20 protein-coding genes are annotated in these 20,203 nt (G+C 38.4%); 10 read left to right on the forward strand and 10 right to left on the reverse strand.

Annotated features, from left to right (window positions below; translation table 11 throughout):
* The first annotated feature begins 25 nt into the window (after positions 1-25).
* Positions 26-1,129, forward strand: a complete 1,104-nt coding sequence (locus P9M13_00510) for an ABC transporter permease (GenBank protein ID MDP8261767.1) — start codon at positions 26-28, stop codon at positions 1,127-1,129.
* Positions 1,130-1,345: 216 nt separating this feature from the next.
* Entirely contained in the window at positions 1,346-2,737 is a 1,392-nt protein-coding gene (locus P9M13_00515; protein ID MDP8261768.1) for a PEP-CTERM sorting domain-containing protein, read from the forward strand.
* A gap of 89 nt (positions 2,738-2,826) precedes the next feature.
* Here P9M13_00515 and P9M13_00520 read toward each other — a convergent pair whose 3' ends face one another.
* Together P9M13_00520 and P9M13_00525 are read right to left on the reverse strand one after the other, a co-directional pair.
* On the reverse strand, positions 2,827-3,174 hold the full coding sequence (locus tag P9M13_00520) for a hypothetical protein (protein ID MDP8261769.1): 348 nt from the start codon (positions 3,172-3,174) through the stop codon (positions 2,827-2,829).
* A gap of 71 nt (positions 3,175-3,245) precedes the next feature.
* On the reverse strand, positions 3,246-3,563 hold the full coding sequence (locus P9M13_00525) for a hypothetical protein (protein MDP8261770.1): 318 nt from the start codon (positions 3,561-3,563) through the stop codon (positions 3,246-3,248).
* Positions 3,564-3,751: 188 nt separating this feature from the next.
* On the opposite strand from P9M13_00525, the gene P9M13_00530 reads away from it, so the two are divergent.
* Both P9M13_00530 and P9M13_00535 read left to right on the forward strand, forming a co-directional pair.
* The gene (locus P9M13_00530) at positions 3,752-4,117 is read left to right on the forward strand and encodes a hypothetical protein (protein MDP8261771.1); all 366 of its coding nucleotides are present in this window, start codon (positions 3,752-3,754) and stop codon (positions 4,115-4,117) included.
* A 42-nt stretch (positions 4,118-4,159) separates the two neighbouring features.
* Complete coding sequence (locus P9M13_00535) at positions 4,160-4,321, forward strand: hypothetical protein (GenBank protein ID MDP8261772.1); 162 nt, start codon at positions 4,160-4,162, stop codon at positions 4,319-4,321.
* 80 nt (positions 4,322-4,401) lie between these two features.
* Here P9M13_00535 and hypA read toward each other — a convergent pair whose 3' ends face one another.
* The 8 genes from hypA to P9M13_00575 form a co-directional block, all read right to left on the reverse strand.
* On the reverse strand, positions 4,402-4,773 hold the full coding sequence (gene hypA / locus P9M13_00540; protein MDP8261773.1) for a hydrogenase maturation nickel metallochaperone HypA: 372 nt from the start codon (positions 4,771-4,773) through the stop codon (positions 4,402-4,404).
* Complete coding sequence (locus P9M13_00545) at positions 4,766-5,107, reverse strand: 4Fe-4S binding protein (GenBank protein ID MDP8261774.1); 342 nt, start codon at positions 5,105-5,107, stop codon at positions 4,766-4,768. Before P9M13_00545 ends, hypA begins: the two co-directional genes overlap by 8 nt.
* A 2-nt stretch (positions 5,108-5,109) precedes the next feature.
* Positions 5,110-6,189, reverse strand: a complete 1,080-nt coding sequence (locus tag P9M13_00550) for a nickel-dependent hydrogenase large subunit (GenBank protein ID MDP8261775.1) — start codon at positions 6,187-6,189, stop codon at positions 5,110-5,112.
* A gap of 5 nt (positions 6,190-6,194) precedes the next feature.
* Positions 6,195-6,548, reverse strand: a complete 354-nt coding sequence (locus tag P9M13_00555) for an NADH-quinone oxidoreductase subunit C (protein MDP8261776.1) — start codon at positions 6,546-6,548, stop codon at positions 6,195-6,197.
* Entirely contained in the window at positions 6,542-6,979 is a 438-nt protein-coding gene (locus P9M13_00560) for an NADH-quinone oxidoreductase subunit B family protein (protein ID MDP8261777.1), read from the reverse strand. Before P9M13_00560 ends, P9M13_00555 begins: the two co-directional genes overlap by 7 nt.
* Positions 6,980-6,986: 7 nt before the next feature.
* Positions 6,987-7,841: an NADH-quinone oxidoreductase subunit H gene (locus P9M13_00565; GenBank protein ID MDP8261778.1), complete on the reverse strand. Its 855-nt coding sequence runs from the start codon at positions 7,839-7,841 to the stop codon at positions 6,987-6,989.
* Positions 7,838-9,718 carry a proton-conducting transporter membrane subunit gene (locus P9M13_00570; GenBank protein MDP8261779.1) on the reverse strand — a complete coding sequence of 627 codons (1,881 nt, stop codon included), beginning with the start codon at positions 9,716-9,718 and terminating at the stop codon, positions 7,838-7,840. The genes P9M13_00565 and P9M13_00570 overlap by 4 nt, the downstream gene beginning before the upstream one ends.
* A gap of 91 nt (positions 9,719-9,809) precedes the next feature.
* Positions 9,810-12,236: a hypothetical protein gene (locus tag P9M13_00575; protein MDP8261780.1), complete on the reverse strand. Its 2,427-nt coding sequence runs from the start codon at positions 12,234-12,236 to the stop codon at positions 9,810-9,812.
* Between the two features lie 527 nt (positions 12,237-12,763).
* On the opposite strand from P9M13_00575, the gene P9M13_00580 reads away from it, so the two are divergent.
* From P9M13_00580 to P9M13_00605, 6 genes are all read left to right on the forward strand, one after another.
* Positions 12,764-13,579 carry a hypothetical protein gene (locus P9M13_00580; protein ID MDP8261781.1) on the forward strand — a complete coding sequence of 272 codons (816 nt, stop codon included), beginning with the start codon at positions 12,764-12,766 and terminating at the stop codon, positions 13,577-13,579.
* Positions 13,580-13,748: 169 nt separating this feature from the next.
* Positions 13,749-17,315, forward strand: a complete 3,567-nt coding sequence (locus P9M13_00585) for an RHS repeat-associated core domain-containing protein (protein ID MDP8261782.1) — start codon at positions 13,749-13,751, stop codon at positions 17,313-17,315.
* A 230-nt stretch (positions 17,316-17,545) separates the two neighbouring features.
* Positions 17,546-18,187, forward strand: coding sequence for a hypothetical protein (locus P9M13_00590; GenBank protein MDP8261783.1), 642 nt, complete (start codon positions 17,546-17,548; stop codon positions 18,185-18,187).
* Between the two features lie 18 nt (positions 18,188-18,205).
* Complete coding sequence (locus P9M13_00595) at positions 18,206-18,682, forward strand: NirD/YgiW/YdeI family stress tolerance protein (GenBank protein MDP8261784.1); 477 nt, start codon at positions 18,206-18,208, stop codon at positions 18,680-18,682.
* A gap of 87 nt (positions 18,683-18,769) precedes the next feature.
* The gene (locus tag P9M13_00600; protein MDP8261785.1) at positions 18,770-19,561 is read left to right on the forward strand and encodes a ZIP family metal transporter; all 792 of its coding nucleotides are present in this window, start codon (positions 18,770-18,772) and stop codon (positions 19,559-19,561) included.
* Between the two features lie 23 nt (positions 19,562-19,584).
* Entirely contained in the window at positions 19,585-20,019 is a 435-nt protein-coding gene (locus P9M13_00605; GenBank protein ID MDP8261786.1) for a hypothetical protein, read from the forward strand.
* Positions 20,020-20,203 lie beyond the last annotated feature (184 nt).

Consider the following 20,203-nt stretch of genomic DNA (forward strand, 5'->3'; position numbering starts at 1 on the left):
TATGTTTTTTAGGATGTATTTATTGATGAAAAAAGAATTTCTGCAATTTTTCAGAAATATACCGCTATTAGTTATTGTCCTCTATTTTGCGACATTTGACATATATTCTGCCGGTGAAGTATCAATGGATGTGAAAGATTATCCCATTGCAGTATATGATCTTGATGATTCAGAACAAAGCCGGGATGTTTTGACTGTAATTCGTGAACCTTTTTTTGATATAACCCATATTATTACCAATGAAGATGAAATAACTGATCTTATTGAAAAGGGTACGGTATCTGTTGTTATAGTGTTTCCAAAGAATTTTGGGAAGAAAATAGCGTCGTATAGACCGGCCCAAATGCAGGTGATTCTTGACGGATCAAACAGTAACTCGTCCGAGCTTGCACTGAGATATATCAGCAATATCATATACGGATACGGTATGGATATACTGGTCACTAAATGGAAGATGTCGAGTGTGACAAAAAAGATTGTGCCGTATGTGAGTTCGTCTATACGCTATATGTATAATGAGAATTTATCGGATAGGTGGTCGTTTTGTATGCAGGAATTTTTTATGTGTATAACACTTATCGGGATCATGCTTACCGCAACAGCCATGGTGAACGAAAAACAGTTTGGAACCATAGAACAGCTTATGGTTACACCGCTGAGGACTCATGAGATAATGATCTCAAAGATCGTTCCGATGATCGTTGTTCTTTTTATTACATCTTTTATCGCAGTGTTTGTAATTCTAAAAGCTGTAGTGGGAGTACCGATACGGGGTGATATTTGGTCGTATTTTCTGGTATCGATCATTTACTTCTTTTCAATTACCGGTTTGGGGCTCTTTATATCTACGTTATCAAATAATCTTTCCGAAACAGTCTTATTCTCATTATTAGTCCTTGTGCCGGTAATGTTTTTATCGGGTGCATGGATACCGCTTGAATCAATGCCGGGATGGATGAGATTTATAGTTTATTTTTCACCGCTTAAGTATTATCTTGATTTAGTAAATGGAATATTCTTGAAAGGCAATACGCTTTTACTGATGTGGAAAGAAGTGGTGAGTCTTATTGTGCTTGGCTCCACAGTGTTTTTTTTAGGGGCTATACGCTTTAGAAAAATATTTCAATAACCTTCTCAACCCCTTAGAAATAAGATCATTGTTAAAGAATTAAATACTGAACAAATAAAAAAACTTGTACAGAAATAGTACAGTATTAGCGTAAAGTATATTTTTTAAGTGCTTGATACACATGGACATTATAAAGATATGTTGTCATAATGCCATGAAAGTATGAGTTGTGTTAATACTTGTAAATCTTCTAGGAACATCTGAAAGGAGTGTGTTATGCAGTATAATAAAACAAGAAAAATATTTTCACTTAATTCCAGTATAATTGGGATACTATTTTTTGTGTTTGTATTGCAATGTGGGTATGTAAACGCGGCAACGCTTGATGCAAGTAACGATACTTTAGATAACACTGGGGCGACAACGGCAAGCTCGACGTATGTAGATGTAACAGGTTTTTCTACTACGGCAAATTTGCCTGGGGGATTGCACAGCGTGTTAGCGATAGCAACATTTTCCTCTCAGAGTGGTGGTCTCGGAGGATCGCGGGTGGGTTCGTGGCGTTTAACTGATGGCACAACTAATTCAACCGGAGTAAGCCGTTTTTTAAGCGGGGCAAATGATCTGGGACTCGTTTCAGCCGTAAGTGTTTTTTCGGGTGTGTCCAATACCGATACAATTTCGCTTCAGCATCAGAGTACCGCATCAAAAAGTGTTACAACGAGAAGCGGAAATCTCGTCGTTATACCGCTTACATCGTCTGATTCGAGCGTGGTGCTTAATAGTGGAATGAAAAATAATGCAGCCGCATATGATAATACTTCGGAATCACTCACAGCGGTAACTGGTTTAGCCACAAGCGTGGCGCTTGCCAGTGCGGGTAAAATTGCGGTTTTTTGTACTATAGAGACGGAAACGGGTGATACAGGTAGCGGTGCAAGAACAGGTACATGGGACCTGCAGGTTGAAACCTCACCTAATTCGGGTACATATAGCACTATCGGTAGTTCTACACAGAGATATTTAAGCGGCACCAGTGATACCGGTTCTGTAACACTCATGGCTGTATCCGATCAACTATCAAGTACGGGGACTTTTAATGTTCGCGTACGGACATCGACAGACGATGCAGGAAAATCTATCATCACACAAAATGCTACATTAGCTGCTGTGACTCTTTCGGATAGCGGTGCAACCGGCGAACATTTTGAATCGTTTCAAGCCACAGTTGCATCGGATACGACAAATAGCACCACTTTAACAAATGTAGCTGGATTGTCGCCAAGCCTTACGCTAGATGAAGCTGGAAAAGTGTTTGTTGGCGCGCAGTATAATCTTGAGATTGTTACCAGTTCGGATATTGATGCGACAACCGCTGTTGGTTTTAGTACGTATACGGATCAGTCTCAGGGCCGGTATATCGCAAAGACAACAGGAGAGATCGGTAACGGATCATCCGTTGGGTTAACAGGAAGTCTAGCTGCGGGGACATATGATGGTAATTTACAGTATGCTGTAGGAGATGTGGCGGACACTTTACAAATGACAAACCCCAACCTTATCGGTTTTGCAATGAACAGCGTGCCTGAACCGTCGACGTATGCACTTTTTGGTATGGGTATATTGGGGTTCTTTATAGCGGGAAGAAAACGTTTTATAAAGAAATGATGGTTGGTGTTGTTTAGAGATTAAAAAGAAAGCGCTCCAAATTATTTGGGGCGCTTTCTTTGTCTTTATAGAGATACCGCCGTAGGTATTTATTTTTTCCAGTTGTCATACTTATTTTTAAGATCATTGGCTGTTTCTTTTATCGAATCTTCAGTATCTTTTTTCATTTTTGCTAAGAGATCTTTAGCTTTTTCCGATTCGGTGTCCAATTTCGTTAATACATGGTTCAAGACGGTTGTCGCGTCATTATAATCATTAGATTTATAAAACTCTTTTGCTTGTACAATAAGAAAATCGACTTTTTTATTTGTTGTCTCCATTGTCTCGGATATTTCGATTGCTTCAGCTCCTGAAGATGCTTTTTTTGTTCCGCATCCGTTCAATGAAACGGTTGCCATCATGGCTACCAAAAGTGCTGCAACAAAATATTTATTCATGGTTCCTCCTTTTTGTTTTTACATTCTAATAATAATATCAGTATAAATCAATCACGAATGTGCTGCAGGCACTAATTTAATACGTGCTGCCAGGTTTTTGAAAATGCGAGTAGTATTTTGAATATTGAGGATGAAAGATATCCTGATAGAACAAATATTTTTCTCTTACCGGTTTTATCGGACCAGTACCCGCAAAACACCTTTAAGATGCTGGCAATATTGTCGCGTATCCCGCCAATGATACCAATTATGATCCCTGTCCCGCCTAACGCTGTTATGAACATTGGCAAGATAGGGGTTATCATCTCGCTACTAAAGTCATTAAAGAAACTAATGACACCGAGGAGTAAGACATTTTTGCTTATACCTTTGAAATAATTAGGTTTCATAGCGTGTTTATTGTAGGTTGAGCAATATTTATTATGTAAGTCGGTAAGTATAGCACATATAAATAGTATGTATTGAGTGTAATTATTTGTATAGGGAGTAAAATTCTTATTTCAGGTTTGTGTGATAAGGTGTATAATGTACGTGTTATTGAAATGAAGTATATCCCACAAAACGAAAGGGGGTTGCGATGCTCTTATTAATTAAAATAATAAGCATTGTTATTATTTGTTTTGGTATTACATTTGTTATAAGTCCTAAGATGTTGAAGAAGTTTGTGCTTAATATGAAAGAAGGTAATAAGCTTTACACAATTGGTGTAATAAGAATTTTTGTAGGGACTATATTGTTGCTTTCCGCTTCAAATTGTAAATGGGAAGGCGTGATAATTGTTATCGGTATTTTGCTTCTTATAGGTGGTATTAGTATTTTTGCTATGGGGCTTGAAAGGTGCAGGAACGTACTTGATTGGTACCAGGAAAGGTCAGAGCCATTTTTAAGACTTGTTGCCTGTTTGCCGATACTTGTTGGTATATTGATTCTTTATTCTGTATAAAGAACATAAAATTATAGTATATATAAGGTAAGGAGCACTGCAATGAAAAGAGCAATACTTTTGGTAGCCTTGTTAGCGTGTATAAGCTGTGCCGGATGTAAATGTGGTTGCGGTACGAGTGGTGAAAAAACAGTAAATGATCCTGCATTACAGGAATTAAGCAATGAAGTCAGAGATGACCAAGTCATGGATGAGGATGCCTAGAGCCACAAAACCACCGGTGATTATCTATAAAAAAGATAAGAAATAGAATTCTACTCGAGCACTCATAACTTGCAGAAAAATTAGCAGGTCAATACTTCTGTTGTATATTGTGTTTCTAGCTCGATATTCTTTATGTAGAGTTCTTTACCTATCTGAGTAGGTGAGCCGAGCTCTCCGCATTTTGGGCAATTGAAAGTATTGTTATTGCATTCGAAATTTTTATTGCATTTGGTGCAATGCAGTTGTGTTTTTACAAAACTAACCAGAAGTTGTGCGTCTTCAATGGATGTTCCTTGCGCGAGTGTTTCAAAGTGAAGCCTTAATGAACTTTCTTCTACACCCGAATGTTGCCCTAAAACAACAGCCACTTCAGTTACTTTAGATGCATCATTATTTCGTGCCGTATCAAGGATTTGGTTGATGAACTCAGAAACGATATGATATTCATGCATGGTGGTATGTATCCTCCATCTTACCTGTTCCAGGTTTAGTGTATGTATTGTCCAGGTGAAGACATTTTTTCGGACAATGCTCAACACAACTTCCACAAATAATACAACGAAGCCTGTTAATTTTCCACATTTTTTCTTCTTTTATTACCGAAATTGCCTGCGTAGGGCATTTTTTTTCGCATATTCCACAAAAAATACATTGCGAAACATCAATACAGAGTGTTCCGCGCGTATTTTTATATTGCGTGCGAAGCGGGCCAAAAGGATATTTTCTTGTTACGGGTTTTTTGAATAAACTTTTCAAAGTTGTTTTTGTCATGCTAAAAAGTGGCATAGTTATCTCTCCATACAACTAATACAGGGATCAATAGTTAGTATAAGTAATGGAACATCGGCAAGCTGGCATCCTGCAAGCATCTTCACAACTGCGGGAATATTCGCAAATGTCGGTGTTCTGATTCTTAACCGTTCTAAAAAATTACTTCCATTAGCTTTTGCGTAATAGATGACTTCACCGCGCGGTTGTTCTGTTCGGGCAAAGAATTCACCGTTAGGCGTACCGGTTACTTTTGTTTCTATAGCTCCTGATGGAATCTTTTCTGCAAGCTGTTTGATTATCTCGATCGATTGAAATATTTCTCTAATTCTTACTTTGCACCTGGCATAACTGTCTCCGGTCGTTTCAATGAGCGGCTCAAAATCAATTGCGTTAAATGCCGCGTATCCTAGAACACGCATGTCTTGTGGAACACCGCTTGCGCGAAGCGTTGGCCCGACTGACCCAAGATCATACGCTTGCTCTTTTGTTACGATACCGGTACCCAAAAGACGGTGTTTTACCGTGCTGTCATTTAAGAATACATTGGTGATATCAGTAATATCTTTTGCGTAGTCTTCCAGTTTTAGAACAATAGCCTGTAATGTATCAGTATCGATATCTTTTCTCACGCCGCCAATTTTACACGAACCGAATATTACACGACCGCCGGTTGTCTCTTCAATGATATCAAGTATTTTCTCTCGGATTCTCCACGCGTTCATAAAGAGATTCTCAAATCCAAATGCGTCCGCGAGAAATCCTAACCACATAAGGTGGCTGTGTATTCGTGAGAGTTCTGACCATACACTGCGTAGGTAATGTGCCCGGGGAGGGACATCGACGGTCATGATTTCTTCGATAGCGATGCAATAAGTCATGCCGTGAATAAAACTGCATATGCCGCATATTCTTTCCGCAACATACACAAAGTCATGAAAATCTTTTTTTTCTACAAGCTTTTCAAGTCCACGGTGAATAAAGCCCACCGAAGGAATAGCTTCAATAACTGTTTCATCCTCTAAAACAAGATCGAGATGTATGGGTTCCGGAAGAACAGGGTGTTGTGGCCCAAAGGGCATTATTGTGCGTTTTCCCATGAACATTATTCCTTTTTAGTAATATTAAAAGGTGTTTTTAGTGACATGCGGTAAAAATTCCCTTTGTAGTCGAGTGCTAAGTCCTTAACTTTTATTCCGAAAAGATCATGGATTTCATTTTCATACAGAAACGCAGACCAGTATATGTTGCTTATGCTTGGTAATTGGGGATTTGATAAAGGAATCTGCAATCGGATGCTGGTAAATTCGTAGTCTTTATCAAAAGAATATGTCAGCTCAAATGTATCAAGCTTTGTGCATGATATTTGTATAAGGCGATATCCTTTATCATGATATTCTTTTACGCTTTTAAGTAAATCATCTTTTTGTATTGTGGCAAGTTTTTGTTCTTCTAACATGAGCGCTCCTTACGTAACGTATTCTTTTGTGCCAATATGGTGAGGCTCTGACTAATGCCGTCAATAATTGCTTCAGGCCGTGCGGCACATCCGGGAACATTAATATCTACCGGAAGCACGGTATGTACACCGCCACCAACATTATAACATTCGGAGAAAATACCTCCTGATGTTGCACAGACACCAATTGCTACGACAACTTTTGGTTCAGGCATCTGTTCATAAATAGTTTTTACAACACTTTTATTTTGTTCGTTTATCGCGCCGGTAATAAGGAGAATATCTGCATGCTTGGGATTTCCCGTATTAATGATCCCGAGCCGTTCGACATCATAAACTGGGGTTAAACAAGCGACAACCTCAATATCGCATCCGTTACAGCTTGAGCCGTCGTAGTGGAATACCCACGGTGATTTTTTTAGTGATGACATAATACGGTTACCTCATTACATAATATACAATCATTACATTAATAAATCCACATATCATACTAATAAGCCAACAGCTTTTGAGCATGAGCTGCCATTTAATTCGAGCGGTTGTATTATCAATTAAAAGTACTAATGAGAAGATGCAGGATGCTGCTATGAGTCCAAAGACAGGATAGCACCCGAAAAACAAATACACTATACCAAACATAATAATGCTGTCGTACCAATGAGCAATTTCAATCATTGCCAGTGCCTTACCTGAAAATTCTGTCGTTAAACCTTTTACGAGTTCCTGGTGTGCATGATGAGATGTTGAAAGATCAAACGGTGATTTTCTGAGCTTAATGACAAGAGTGAGAATGAGCGCGATAAGGAGGCCTGGTAAATAAAGAAATAGTGCTTGGGGCGAAGTAATTATGTGTGAAACATGAAAGCTTTTTGTTGTTAGATACATGCCAATTGCACAAAAAATAAGTGTAGGCTCAGAAGACATGATTTGTATGAGTTCACGATGTGCGCCTATAGTGCTGTAAGGAGAACTTGCTTTAAAAGCGCCGAGAACGAGAAAAATCTCAGCTAAGGTAAGTGCGAAAATAACCAGTAAAAGATTTTCTCCTGCGAAAAATATTACACCGGTAAAGATTGTCATTATAAGATAAAAAAGGATGTACAGATTTTGTGATCTTCTCACAACAAGTGTTTCTTTTTGCAAAAGTTTAAAAAAGTCATAAAACGGCTGTATGATTGGGGGGCCTACTCTCCCTTGCATGCGAGCAGTAATTTTTCGATCAATACCTGAGAGAAGTCCCCCAAGAATCGGGGCGCCAATAATATATATGAGAACAATAATGAGTTTTGTCATAGCAATGAAAGTCCTACCATTAAGAGTGTGAGAATCAATGTAATAATGACCGATGGTTTAGATAATATTTGAGCACCAAAGTAATTTTGCATGTAATAGTTTTCCATGCTCATATTCTTTATTGAACCGGCCGCGCCATAAAACTGGTTATCTGATTCTGTGTTCGCGCCGCCAAGATAAGGCTTTGTAACCCTTACTTTCTTTCCGTAATAATAAAAACTGAGCGGGAAGAGCAGAACCATTGCAAGCATGGTTATCATGATAAGAATGTTGTCGTAGCCGAGGGTTACCGGTGAACCGTACATTTCAATGAGATAGGGTTCGATGAGTATGTTGCATATAAGGGGGAAGAAAAGACAAAGACCGACAGTGAGAAATGAAAGTGTCATAAGAGAATACATTTCACTTTTTGGTGTGTCATGCTCAATATTTGTTTTAGTTTCGGTAACAGTAATTAAAGTGCCGATCCATTTTATCCAGAAGAAAATAGTTGCGGCTCCGCCAAATACAACAAAGACACAAAATAAAGGGTTATAATCAACAAGCGCTTTTAGTGCAGCCCATTTGCTGATAAGCATGCCAAACGGTGCAAGAAACATTCCTGCCATACCTATTTGCATCATGATCGATATTTTTGGCAGGCGAAGTATAAGTCCTGACATATCTTCAATTTGAATACTGTGAATCTTGTTTTCAACGGTACCGACGCAAAGAAACAGAAGACATTTTGATACTGCATGAAACATTATGAGGAGCAATGCAGCCCACATTGCTTCTGCAGTACCGATACCTGCGCAGAGAACGATTAATCCAAGGTTGGCAATAGTTGAATATGCAAGAACGCTTTTAGAAGATTTCTGCGCAATAGCAATCAGTGAGCATACTAAAAATGATATTCCGCCAATAAGGGCGATAATAAATCCTGTATAAGTATTCTGAAAAATAGGGCAGAAGCGTAACATTATGTACACACCTGCTTTAACCATGGTGCTTGAATGTAACAGGGCAGATGATGGAGCTGGTCCTGCCATTGCGCCTAAAAGCCAGGATGAGAATGGCAGTTGCGCCGCTTTAATGAGGCCGGATACGCAGATAAGGGTTACGGGTATAAGCATGGTAACTTTACCCATAGCGATCATCTTGTCCAGTTCGATCACTCCTGATGTATTACTGAGGTATATGATTGCCAGTAGAAATGTTATGCCCCCTATGATATTTAGTTCGAGAGCCCAGAAAGAATTTCTTCTTGCCTCATCCGTTTGTTTGTATCCGATCAGGAAGAAGGAACTCAGAGTTGTGATCTCCCAGAAGAAATAGAGCCATTTAATATTGTTTGAAAACACTATGCCGAACATTGCCGAGAGAAACACGAATACGACAAAAAACAAAAAATTTCTGTTATCTTTTAATTCTTTATGGTTATTGTGCAGTTCTTTCATATAGCCAATAGAATATAATGCGACAAGCCCGCCAACAATGCCGACAATGAGCGCCATAATGATTGAGAATCTATCGACAAAAAGATTGTTGGTAGTAACTATTTTTTTTGTGCTGAGAAGTTCAAAAATGATCATGATCGATGTTTGAATAGATATGAGTATATAGGTGAGTGGTCGTTTATGCTTAATGCCCGTAAACAAGACATATCCTGCGAGTGCTATCTCAATAACTATCATGAGAGGTTGAATGAATGCGTATTGTGCCGGATAAAATAGTAGCTCTTTATGGTAATGTGTTCCCAGAAGAAAGAGTGTCCCGCATATAATAATAAAAACTGAAGCGGTGATTATGGTGTTGCGGAATGAATCGTGTTTGGCGAAGAGAATGGCGCACGCGATTACCAGCGGAAACAAAATGAGAAAAATCAATATGTGCATTGTCTTCCCATGGCACGAAACTGTTATTATAGTTATTAATAAACCGGCATCATTGTATAACTATGCATAGCGCGCTACAAGAAAAAAGTGCTTACGCACTCGTTGATACTGGCGATGTAGGTCTCTGGGGGAATAACTCTAATGTAGGTGGAACATAGTCTTTAAACATATGCGTCAACCCGAAGAGTTCCAAAATATGAGGTAAATAGGTGCGTTTCAATTTGCTTTTAATTTTATTTGTGAGTTCTTTATTATGCAGCAGGCCGGTATAGCGAAATGTGCTGAGACATTCATTCTTTATCAGTATCCCTACAAATCGTGTTGTGATATTGACAAAACTATCTATATCATTAATGGCCCTCATTCGTGTTAGCCTTTTTCTGAGGTTTTCCTTGAGGCGGATCTCGCCGAGTTTTTCGAGTCTATAGAGGCAAAGATAGAGCGTAAATCGTGCTAGCAGTTCTTCTTCTGCTCTCAATTCAAGGATTGTATTCTCATCAATGTCCGGTCTCCATTCATGAGACTGCTGAAGTTCAGTGTACATAAGCCGTGCAAGCATATGCCCGAGTATTTCATGCACAATATCAAAGTTGATTACGTCAGGGTTTATTGTTGCTACCGTGTCGCCGTCTTCTGTTGGTGCGACAGACAGTGTGCTTAAATCAACGAAAAGAAAAGTTTTACCCTCATGTGTGGTAAATAATTTAGCGCTAAATCGGGGAATATCAACGCCAGTCTGTGTGGCACTATTGACAAATCTCACCGGAGGGATCAATTGCTCTAAAGATATGTTCATTGCGGCGAGATATTTTTTCATATCAAGAATGTCTATGTAGTGTTCTAAAGTGTCTCTCAAATGTTTTTCTGTTTGATGCATCTCAACACTTTTATTAAACAGTTCAAAATCTAAACGATGTCTTTCGTAAGGAGAGGCAACCGCTGCTTTTGCCGCTTGTGATTCTGCCCGTTCCGGCATAGTTTCGATAAGATGAGCAAATGAGATCAACTCTTTTTCAGCTAATTCAAATGCGCGTTTTTTGATTACATCAGTATCATAGCCGGCATACGACATAAGGAGATCGTACTCCGAAACAAGTATTATAGGCTTTACATTGTCTCGAGGAGTGAGCCAATGCATGATATTCGGTGTTGTGAATATAGCGGTAGGTATGTTGTACACCCCGCTCGCAAGATGACTCATGCCGGTATCGAGCGTTACAAGCCCGCTTGTTATCCCTAATATATTATTAATATGCGGGTAGACATTCATTCGCGGCATAATGATATTGTCCTTAGCTTCAGGTAATTCCTTTTGTACGAGTTTTACAATATCATCGACATAGAAGGTGTCTCTATCCATCTCTCCACCGTGTGTGAAAAGAAAATAGGCGTTGTCAGTATTTTTGATCAGTGTTGCAATCAAATGTGCCCATGTTTCTCTTGAAAGTAGATGCCGCTGTGTTACTGCGTAGACGTTTATTACTATAATTTTACGTGTAGGATCGAAGGATCGATCTGGGGCAGAGGAATGAATAAATTCTCTAACCATTGCTAGTGCACCAACCGATTCTTCAATGGTGAGCTCGATTTTGGGTAAAGTACTTTTATCGATGTCCAGTCCGAGTCGTTTGTATAGCTCCATTGCAAAAAGCCATATGCCGCCTGGCGGGAAATTTCCTGATGGGGTTAATGTCTCAATAATTTCCTGCTTTCCGGTAACAGTATATGACTTTCCTTCCCGGTCCCAGTAAAGAGTGTCCTCTGGTATTCTCCATAAATCTGGGCCCAGAGCAGACGAGAACCGAATAGCGGATTCTACGACAAGCACATGCGGCATCCTGAAGTTCTCCTGTTGTTCAGGGTGGCCGAACAGTAAAAACCGAGATTTTTTTGTCGTATCAACCACAAGATCTATCTTTTTATCCTTAATAAAATTCAGGAAATGTTCGCTTGATGAGAGGCTTGTTATATTGCTTAAAAAGTAATCTTTCCATTCGTTCTTAAAGTAAGACCAGTTCTCAATATCTTCAGGGGAGCGGGGAATGGGCTGTATTTTTCCTCTAAATTGCCGGGCGCGGTAAATTTCGGGGAAATGCGAGCCCACATATATAATAGCTTGAGGGTATTTTTTGTGAAGACCGGATACAAGAGACCATAAGTTTATTATATCTTCACCTAATTTTGCGCTTTCAGGTGTTTTATCAATGAGACCAAACACAATAATATGCTTTATGTCTTCCTTTGGTATCTTATTGAGAGGATATGATATGGAAGGTTTTTCCTGACGAATTCTTTGGGCGATCTTACCAAGTGGTGCGGGAACTGTCTTTTGTTCTGGGCTGTCTTTCGTTTCTTGAAACAGAGAAGGTGGAGCGAGTGATTTTTTTGCATATATATCATAGAATTCTGAATAACCAGGAGTTTCTGAAAACAAAATGAATGCAATAAAGATAACGGACGTCACCTTTAGACAACACACCACCGACCCAAATATGTTATTTGGAAGCTTTTCTCTCATAAATACTCCTGTTGTATGTAATTATAATTATAAACTATATAACAGGTTATGTCAAGGTAGTGAGACTGGAAAAGTCACTGGTAAATTTTCCATAGCCGCCCTTAGGAAACTATGTAAAGTTTCCAAGGATTTGGTCCCCGGAGGGGAAACTATCCCCCCTGTTGTACGATTTTGGAGGCGAAGCCCGAGAAAATCTAGGGGGGATGAGCACAATTGATGCGAGCAAAGAAATTTCGTAGAGATTTCTAGATTGAAAAGAAGGGGTATGAATAATTGATACCATAGTCGCCCTTAGGAAACGGGTAGCGTTTCCTAAGAATTGAGTCTTCGGAGGGGAAACTATCCCTTCGTGTCAGCAGACCGCTACTAAAACACTATTAATTTAAAAATAAGCGAACAAAATAGTCTGCATAAAAGTCTAAATAAACATGAAAAAGAAACTCTGTGAAGATACTATTACTTATTGCGTACGTTCCGTTTATAGGGTAAAATATATCCAGTAAAATCGACAAAAATGAGAGGGTGTTATGAGAAAAATAATGGGTGTTATGTGTGTATCTTTATGTTTTATGTGCGCGATTGATTCAACACAAACAAGTGTCTATGGGCAGGTTAATCCATTGGAAAAGGCAAAACAAAAAAAACACAGAGAATTTACTGTGCTGTCCAGTGAAGTCGAAAACCATGAACGTCAGGTAGTCGCGGCGGTAAGGGAAGCTTCAGCAGCAAAAAACCGCATTCAGAAAACCATTGATAATAAAAAGCAAATGGAAGGTAAAATAAAAGAATTACATATGAGAGACAGGGCACTTGTGATGACGTATAAAAGTGCTAAAGATAAGAAAATACGGGTGAAAGCATCTGTAATTTCTGCCAAACGTTCCCGAGATAGTTTTGAAAAAAAGAGTCGCACACAAGTAAATATTAGCCCTACAGTAAGAGCCGCTGAAGAAAAGAGAAGACAGAAAGCATTACAGATAGCCCAAACCAATTTAAGTAAAAATGATCAGCAAATAGAATTGAGCCAAAGGGATACAAAAAAGTTGCAATCAGATATAAAAGAAGCTGAAGATGTATATAAAAATAAAGTTTTAGTCTCAGTTAAACAAGCAAAAAAAGACTATAGGAAAAAACTGCGCAAGGTTAAAAGCTTAAAAAGCAAATTAAGGAAGGCACACAGAAAAATGACTGCTGTTGAAGATGAATTGTTGAAGATGGGAGATGAGTGGAATAGATTGTATCAGAATGAACAAGTGCCCATTCACCGCTCTCCCGAAAGAGTCAAACAGCGAGAAGAAATTCATAAACGAATCAAAAGCTGTTTGAAGCTGAAGGTTAAATAGCTACAGAGAGGGCTAATCTTTTCAACACAATGTTGCATATATAAAATATAAGAGTATTAGTCTCTGGTAGAGCGAAAAAATGCTTGTCATTAGTTGTTGTCCAATAATATCTTCGGTTATATAATACTTTCCTTAACAGTTACTGATCAAATCTGAGATCAACCATATTATGGAAATAAAAAAAACAGTTCTAAAATTAGCTGTCTGCAGTATCTTTCTAACACTTTTTAATCCCACCGCTATCTATAGCTATGATTTTACCTCTAAGGATAAACAAAGACCATGTATTGAACAAACCTCAGTAAACATTCAAAAGAATAAACATACGTGGAATGCACAAAAAAGACAAATAGTGCGAGACCGTTTATCAGGTAACAATGCCGGAGAGATAACTATAGCTCAGGGTGTAGCGGGCACTTCCGTTTTACTACCAAAGGGAAACTTTTATAGCGTTGATACTGATTTGCCGTCAACCCGTTTTGATTCAGTTCTTTTATTTGCTCGTTACTATAACAGCGTTAACGCTGAGAGAGATAGTGCTTTTGGGTATGGATGGAGTCATAGGTTTGACGTACAGGTTACAGAGTTCAGAAGAGGGATAGAGGTGAAATGGGCTGATGGGAGCACCCATTTTTATAAACGTAAAGGAAAGAGGTATATAAAGCCAAAGGGTATATATAACGATCTGGTAGTAAAAGATAATGGGAGTTTATACATTATCACCCCTGATAAGAGAACCTATGCTTTTGACTCACCGCAAAACCGACAGCTTGCGACAATATCGGATTTAAATGGCATTTGCTATACAGTTAGCCACAATATGGTAAGTGGTAAAGCTGTTAAAGTTACTGACCGGTGGGGTGACTGGGTGGCATTTACCTACAATAGGGCAGGTAAAATCTCCGAGGTAAACGACTCAATCGGAAGAAAAGTTATCTATCATTATGACTCAGAGGGAAGAATGCTGTCAAAGGTTCGTGGTGTAATGGGTGATCCTGTGACGTATTCCTATGATCAGAGAAAAAACCTCATCGAAAAAAAGTATTCGGATGGGGTAACAGTGAAGATGAAGTACGATAAAAAACACCGTGTTATAGAGCAAGGCAACCAGAATACACAGAGCGTGTATGCATTCAGGTATAGTGATGAGGAAAAGAAAATAGAATATTACGAAGGGGAACAGAAAAAAAGCCTCATTTTTTACAATAATGACAATAAGATCGTAAGAGAAATAGATGCAAAAAAGAAATATAGTGAAAACGCATACAATAAAAAAGGTAACTTGGTACGGCACAAAGATGAAAATGGAAACGTGTATCGATATCGGTATGATGAAAAAGGCAACATCATTGAAGTAATAGACCCGTTAAAATATCGAATGCAGTATGGATACAGCAAGAAGAACGACCGGTGCCAATGGCATATAAATAAAAACAGCTATAAAACAAAGTTTCGTTATGATTCTCGCGATAATCTGATAGAGACAATTGATGCCCAGGGCGCTAAAACAGTAATGCTTAATAATCGGCATGGATTACCGACAAATATTACCAATCCCTTGGGTACGGTAACATTGTGCACCTATAACAAAAGAGGAAATATTAGAGAAATTGTAAAATATTTTGGTAGCAGCTTAAAGGAAAAAGATACTGTTGTATCCCAGTATAAAAATGATGCACTAGGTAATGTTACCGAATATATTGATCCGAAAGGGAACAAGACTATATATAATTATAACCTAAAGGGAAAGCTTGTCGAAATTCAGAAAATAGTACCAGCCGGAAAAAAGACCCTTATAAAAAAGACATATGACCAGTTTGATAATGTAGTTTCTATAGAAGACGTCTCAGGAAATATTACCAAATATTCATACACCAAAGACTGGTGGCGTAATGTTTCAGAAGTAGAAAATGCATTGGGTGCAAAGACCTGCTACATGTATAATTCTTATGGTAATGTGATAAAAAGAATTGATGCATTAGGCGGTGAAACACTATATACCTATGATGTTCTTTCCAGAATAATACAGGTGCAATTTCCCGGGGCAAACACTAAAAAGTATGCATATGATGCTGTTGGCAATCTCGTTAGCGTAACAGACGGTAACGACAATAAAACACGATATTTGTATGACAAAGATAACAGAATTACAGCAGTGATTGGTGCTGCGAATATCGGGACCAGGTATATCTACGATCCAGCCGGCAATATCGCAAAAGTAATAGATGCAAAAGGCCGTGAAAATGTTTTTGTCTACGACAAGGTTGGGAGGCAGCTTTTTACGCTGAACGAGTTTGGTGTTAAGACGCAATTTGTTTACGATATGATGGGCAATGTTGTTTCAAAACGAGACGGGAACAATAATGAAACAAAATATGCATATGATCCTTTGGGGAGAGTAATAAAAATTTCCTATGACAACCAAAGCCCTGTTGTTTATGTATATGATAAAAACAATAATGTGATTAGTATAGGTAATGGAAAGAAAAAAAAAGATATCAAAATATCTTACGATGAAATGAACCGGAAAAAGACGGTTGTAACAACAAGAACAAAACTTGAATATGCGTATGATCTGGTAGGGAACGTACAACAAATGAAGGTGGGAACCCTTCATGATGTGACCTATGCATATGATGCATTGAATAGGATTCAGAAGATAACAACCGGTGCTCATGCATGTGCTTTTACCTACGATTTATTAAATCGTTTAATCTCAAGATCATTTCCAAACGGTATAACCACGGCATACCAATATGATAAAAACGGGAACATTATATCCATTAAGGCTTCCAACCATGAGAAAAAGAAACTTCTAGAGAATGTATATACCTATGACAATGCGGGCAACAAGAAAAGCATGACAACTGCTTCCGGGACAGTTATCTATGCCTATGATAAGAATGATCAGATTATTGAAGCGAGTTATTCGGACGGTGAAAAAGAAAGGTATGCTTATGATGTAAATCGAAACAGGATAAAGAGCGTGCTGACAGGCAATGTTGATACGGGAACAGTTAAGGCCCATATGGGATATGATTATAATGAAGCAAACCAGCTTGTCTCACTTACTTCGCGAATTGGTTTTTCAGGCGAACCCAATAAAACGGTTTATGAGTATGATGATAGTGGTAATTTGATAAAGGAAACGTCACCTGATGGTGAAATTATATATACGTATACGACAGATAATAAACTGGAAAAGGTCAGTAAATTCAACAAAATAAAAGCTGAATTTGAATATGATTTATTAGGTAGAAGAATCGCAAAGATTGAGGGTGATGGGAGAGTATGTTATACTTATAACGGCTTAGAAAAGGCAGTGGAATATGGCAAAGAAGGGGAAATAAAGGCGTTTTATATTACTGGATTCTGTCTTGATATCCCGCTTGTTACGTTGTTGCAAAATACGGGTGTGATGCATACTTATTTTCAAGATGCTTTAGGATCAGTAACAGCAGTGTTCAATAAGGACGCCGCAATAATTAAAAGGTATACATATACGCCGTTTGGGTATTCGACCTTGCAGCCTAAACGTTTCGGTTTTACAGCAAGAGAATATGACAGGTCAACAGGCCTCTATTATTATCGGGCACGTTATTACAATCCGCTTTTAGGAAGATTTATCCAACCCGATCCGCTAGGTATGCCGGACGGAACAAATAGGTATATATATTGTCTAAATAAGAATAGTAAAGATCGTACTTTTTTGTGTGATTGTTTTCGGAATCAATAATAAAAGGGGACAGTCCCCTTTTATTATTTGATGCATTATACTGGTATTGGAGTATAATGTTAACGGTAAGTTATTCGTGAAAGATTTCAAGATCAAAAGTGATTATCCCCTAAAGGGGGATAGTTTCCCCTTAGGGGACTTAATCCTTGGAAACGCTACCCGTTTCCTAAGGGCGACTGTAAATAACCACAGAGTGTTGTCTGTGGCTTTTACTAATAAAGGGAGGGACTATGACAGAAGCTCAGAAAAAGAAGACACCAGCAAAATGTGCACCAAAGAAAAAAAGTGAAGTAAATGTCAAAAAGACAGAGGTAACACAAAAGGCGGCAGAAAAAGTATCTTCCGAGCAAAAGGGCAAATTTAATGAATTAATAGATACGTTTTGGCCGGAAGCAAAAAAGGACCTGCAAAAAGGGATAGATGCGACAAAGAAGATGATTGAAAAAAGCGATAAAACGGTGAGAGATTTTTCTAAAAAAAGTATTGAGGCTGTCTCAAAGAATGTCACCAAAGAAAAAATTAATGAAGTAGCTCATAAAACATGGCCAGTTGTGAAAAAAGACCTGGAGATAGGGCTCGACGCTTCAATGAAAATGCTTGAAAAGGGTGATAAGGCAGTACAGGAGCTTTCTAAAAAGAGTACCCAGCACACAAAGAAATTCTCTCTATACCTTAAAAGAGAGAAGCATTACCATAATTTAGGGAAGATTGTTGCACATACACCGAAATCTCAGTGGAGTAAAGAAGAGAAAATAAAGGGATCCTTAAGTGATATTCATGATATGACCAAAGAAATGAAGCAGATAGAAGAAAAGATAAAACAATTAGCAAAGGAAAGCAAAAAGAACGAAGTAAAGAAAAAAAAATCATAAGGTGAGAGGAGGTATTTTATGGGGACAATTGCGCGATATATATTAGCTGTTTTTAGTATTATTTTTGTAGCATCAAGCGTATATGCAGGACAATTACAGAGTATTAAATACGTAAATGAAAAAAGTAGTGATAGAGATCAGGTTACTATTCAGGGGAAAATATTGAGATATACTGATGATGAAAAGTGTCTTCTCGGTGATGGAACGGGCAAGATAATATTGGATTTTGATGATGATAAAGCAATGGCACAGTTTAATGTTGGCGATAAATTACAGGTCTCAGGTGAAGTAGATACACATATACTTGGCGGCAAAGAAATAGAGGTTAAAGCTATAAAGCAACTTGGAAAAAAAACCCGCCTTCCAGGAATTAAAAAAGGCGAAAAAAGAGGCGTGGCGAAAAGATTAGAATCATTGCAAGGCTTATATGAAAATGGATTAATTTCAGAGGATGAGTATCAGTCTAAAAGAAAAGATATTTTAGAAGATTTATGAATAAAAATAATGTTCATAGGTACGTATGAATACATTTCATAAAAAGATTATTTCTGTCAGTGGATATGTGAATGAAGGAATTCTCTCATGACGTTATTTCAATGGTTTTCGATTATATTTATTTTTGGTGCAGGGGCACTAGGTGGGTACTATCCTCTTTTGAAACAAGATAGCACTCGCAAAGCGAAAGAATTGCCTGCCGGAGAATCATTTACTGCAGGTGTTTTTTTGGCGTTATCGCTTACCATAATGCTACCCGCAGGGTTTCATCTTTTTAAGGTTTCTTTCCCCCATGCCGATTTCCCTTTTGCTACAATAATTGCGATAGGTGCATTCCTGGGTTTGCTGGCAATTGAACATGCGGTGACACATATAAAAGAGCAACATGGTGATTACCAAGGAATCAATGTTGATAAGATCGTTCCCGTTATTATGACTGTTATGATTGCTATACCGTCATTTTTGTTGGGAACAGCACTCGGCGTGAGTCAAACCTTTGCGGCGGTATTTATTTTTGTTGCCATCGTCGCGCATAAGGCTTCAGCTGGATTTGGTCTGGCGCTTATTATCGCTAAAAGTTCTTTTAGTCGCATGCAGGGAATTTTTATATACAGCATGTTTATGATTTCTACACCAATCGGTATTCTTGTTGGCGCAGATATGCAAGAATATCTTAGGGGAGAGACAATTATTGTAGTTAAAGCAATAGTCCTTTCACTTGCTGCGGGTGTGTTTTTATATATGGCCGTACTGCATGGTTTGCGTCACACACCGCTCCTTGAGTTCTGTTGCGAAAAAAAGAGATTTGGCTTAATGTTATTAGGTCTAATTATTACCGCTTTAATACGATTAATATTGGGTTTGGGGCACGCTGGGTAAATAAAATAAAAAAGGAGGTAGGTATGAAAAGAGTTGTATTGGGGTTAGTGGCAGTATTATTTTTAGTAACCGCACTTCCAGCGTTTGCCGCGCGAGGTGAAGATAAGGGTGCTGATCAAAAAGCATATGAGCATGCAAGCGATGAGTCGATATTTAACCGTACCGGAGATTGGTTTGCAACTATCGGAAAGTCTAAGGAAGAAAAACAAAAGATTAAAGCAGAACGTAAAACAAAACGTGCCGCAAAACGCGCCGAAAAAAAGGCGATGAAAAAGAAAAAAGATACAGAAAGAGAAGCGCGTAAAGCTGAAAAGAAGGCAGAAAAAGCAAAAAGAAATGCAGAGAAGGCAGCACACAAAGCGAAAGATAAAGTAAAAAAAGCCAAAGAAGATTTAGGCGATGAAGTAAAGTCCTGGAAAGATAAGAAAAAAGGAAAAGGTAAGGGCCGAAGCTGGTAGTGAGACTGTAAAAGTCACTGGCAAAGCACAGTGAATTTTACATAGTCGAACTATCCCCCCTGCTTTACGATTTTGGAGGATTTATCCGAGAAAATCTAGGGGGGATGAGCGCAGTGAATGCGAGCAAAGAAATCTCCACGAGATTTCTAGATTGAAAAAAGGGACATGAATCCCTGCTTTACGA

Source organism: Candidatus Ancaeobacter aquaticus, assembly GCA_030765405.1.
GTDB classification, from domain to species: Bacteria; Auribacterota; Ancaeobacteria; order Ancaeobacterales; family Ancaeobacteraceae; genus Ancaeobacter; species Ancaeobacter aquaticus.

Bases quoted from the DNA above. Each gene is read 5' to 3' on its own strand.
- P9M13_00510 (MDP8261767.1), top strand. From the start codon at position 26: ATGAAAAAAGAATTTCTGCAATTTTTCAGAAATATACCGCTATTAGTT.
- P9M13_00515 (MDP8261768.1), top strand. From the start codon at position 1,346: ATGCAGTATAATAAAACAAGAAAAATATTTTCACTTAATTCCAGTATA.
- P9M13_00520 (MDP8261769.1), bottom strand. From the start codon at position 3,174: ATGAATAAATATTTTGTTGCAGCACTTTTGGTAGCCATGATGGCAACC.
- P9M13_00525 (MDP8261770.1), bottom strand. From the start codon at position 3,563: ATGAAACCTAATTATTTCAAAGGTATAAGCAAAAATGTCTTACTCCTC.
- P9M13_00530 (MDP8261771.1), top strand. From the start codon at position 3,752: ATGCTCTTATTAATTAAAATAATAAGCATTGTTATTATTTGTTTTGGT.
- P9M13_00535 (MDP8261772.1), top strand. From the start codon at position 4,160: ATGAAAAGAGCAATACTTTTGGTAGCCTTGTTAGCGTGTATAAGCTGT.
- hypA (MDP8261773.1), bottom strand. From the start codon at position 4,773: ATGCATGAATATCATATCGTTTCTGAGTTCATCAACCAAATCCTTGAT.
- P9M13_00545 (MDP8261774.1), bottom strand. From the start codon at position 5,107: ATGCCACTTTTTAGCATGACAAAAACAACTTTGAAAAGTTTATTCAAA.
- P9M13_00550 (MDP8261775.1), bottom strand. From the start codon at position 6,189: ATGGGAAAACGCACAATAATGCCCTTTGGGCCACAACACCCTGTTCTT.
- P9M13_00555 (MDP8261776.1), bottom strand. From the start codon at position 6,548: ATGTTAGAAGAACAAAAACTTGCCACAATACAAAAAGATGATTTACTT.
- P9M13_00560 (MDP8261777.1), bottom strand. From the start codon at position 6,979: ATGTCATCACTAAAAAAATCACCGTGGGTATTCCACTACGACGGCTCA.
- P9M13_00565 (MDP8261778.1), bottom strand. From the start codon at position 7,841: ATGACAAAACTCATTATTGTTCTCATATATATTATTGGCGCCCCGATT.
- P9M13_00570 (MDP8261779.1), bottom strand. From the start codon at position 9,718: ATGCACATATTGATTTTTCTCATTTTGTTTCCGCTGGTAATCGCGTGC.
- P9M13_00575 (MDP8261780.1), bottom strand. From the start codon at position 12,236: ATGAGAGAAAAGCTTCCAAATAACATATTTGGGTCGGTGGTGTGTTGT.
- P9M13_00580 (MDP8261781.1), top strand. From the start codon at position 12,764: ATGAGAAAAATAATGGGTGTTATGTGTGTATCTTTATGTTTTATGTGC.
- P9M13_00585 (MDP8261782.1), top strand. From the start codon at position 13,749: ATGGAAATAAAAAAAACAGTTCTAAAATTAGCTGTCTGCAGTATCTTT.
- P9M13_00590 (MDP8261783.1), top strand. From the start codon at position 17,546: ATGACAGAAGCTCAGAAAAAGAAGACACCAGCAAAATGTGCACCAAAG.
- P9M13_00595 (MDP8261784.1), top strand. From the start codon at position 18,206: ATGGGGACAATTGCGCGATATATATTAGCTGTTTTTAGTATTATTTTT.
- P9M13_00600 (MDP8261785.1), top strand. From the start codon at position 18,770: ATGACGTTATTTCAATGGTTTTCGATTATATTTATTTTTGGTGCAGGG.
- P9M13_00605 (MDP8261786.1), top strand. From the start codon at position 19,585: ATGAAAAGAGTTGTATTGGGGTTAGTGGCAGTATTATTTTTAGTAACC.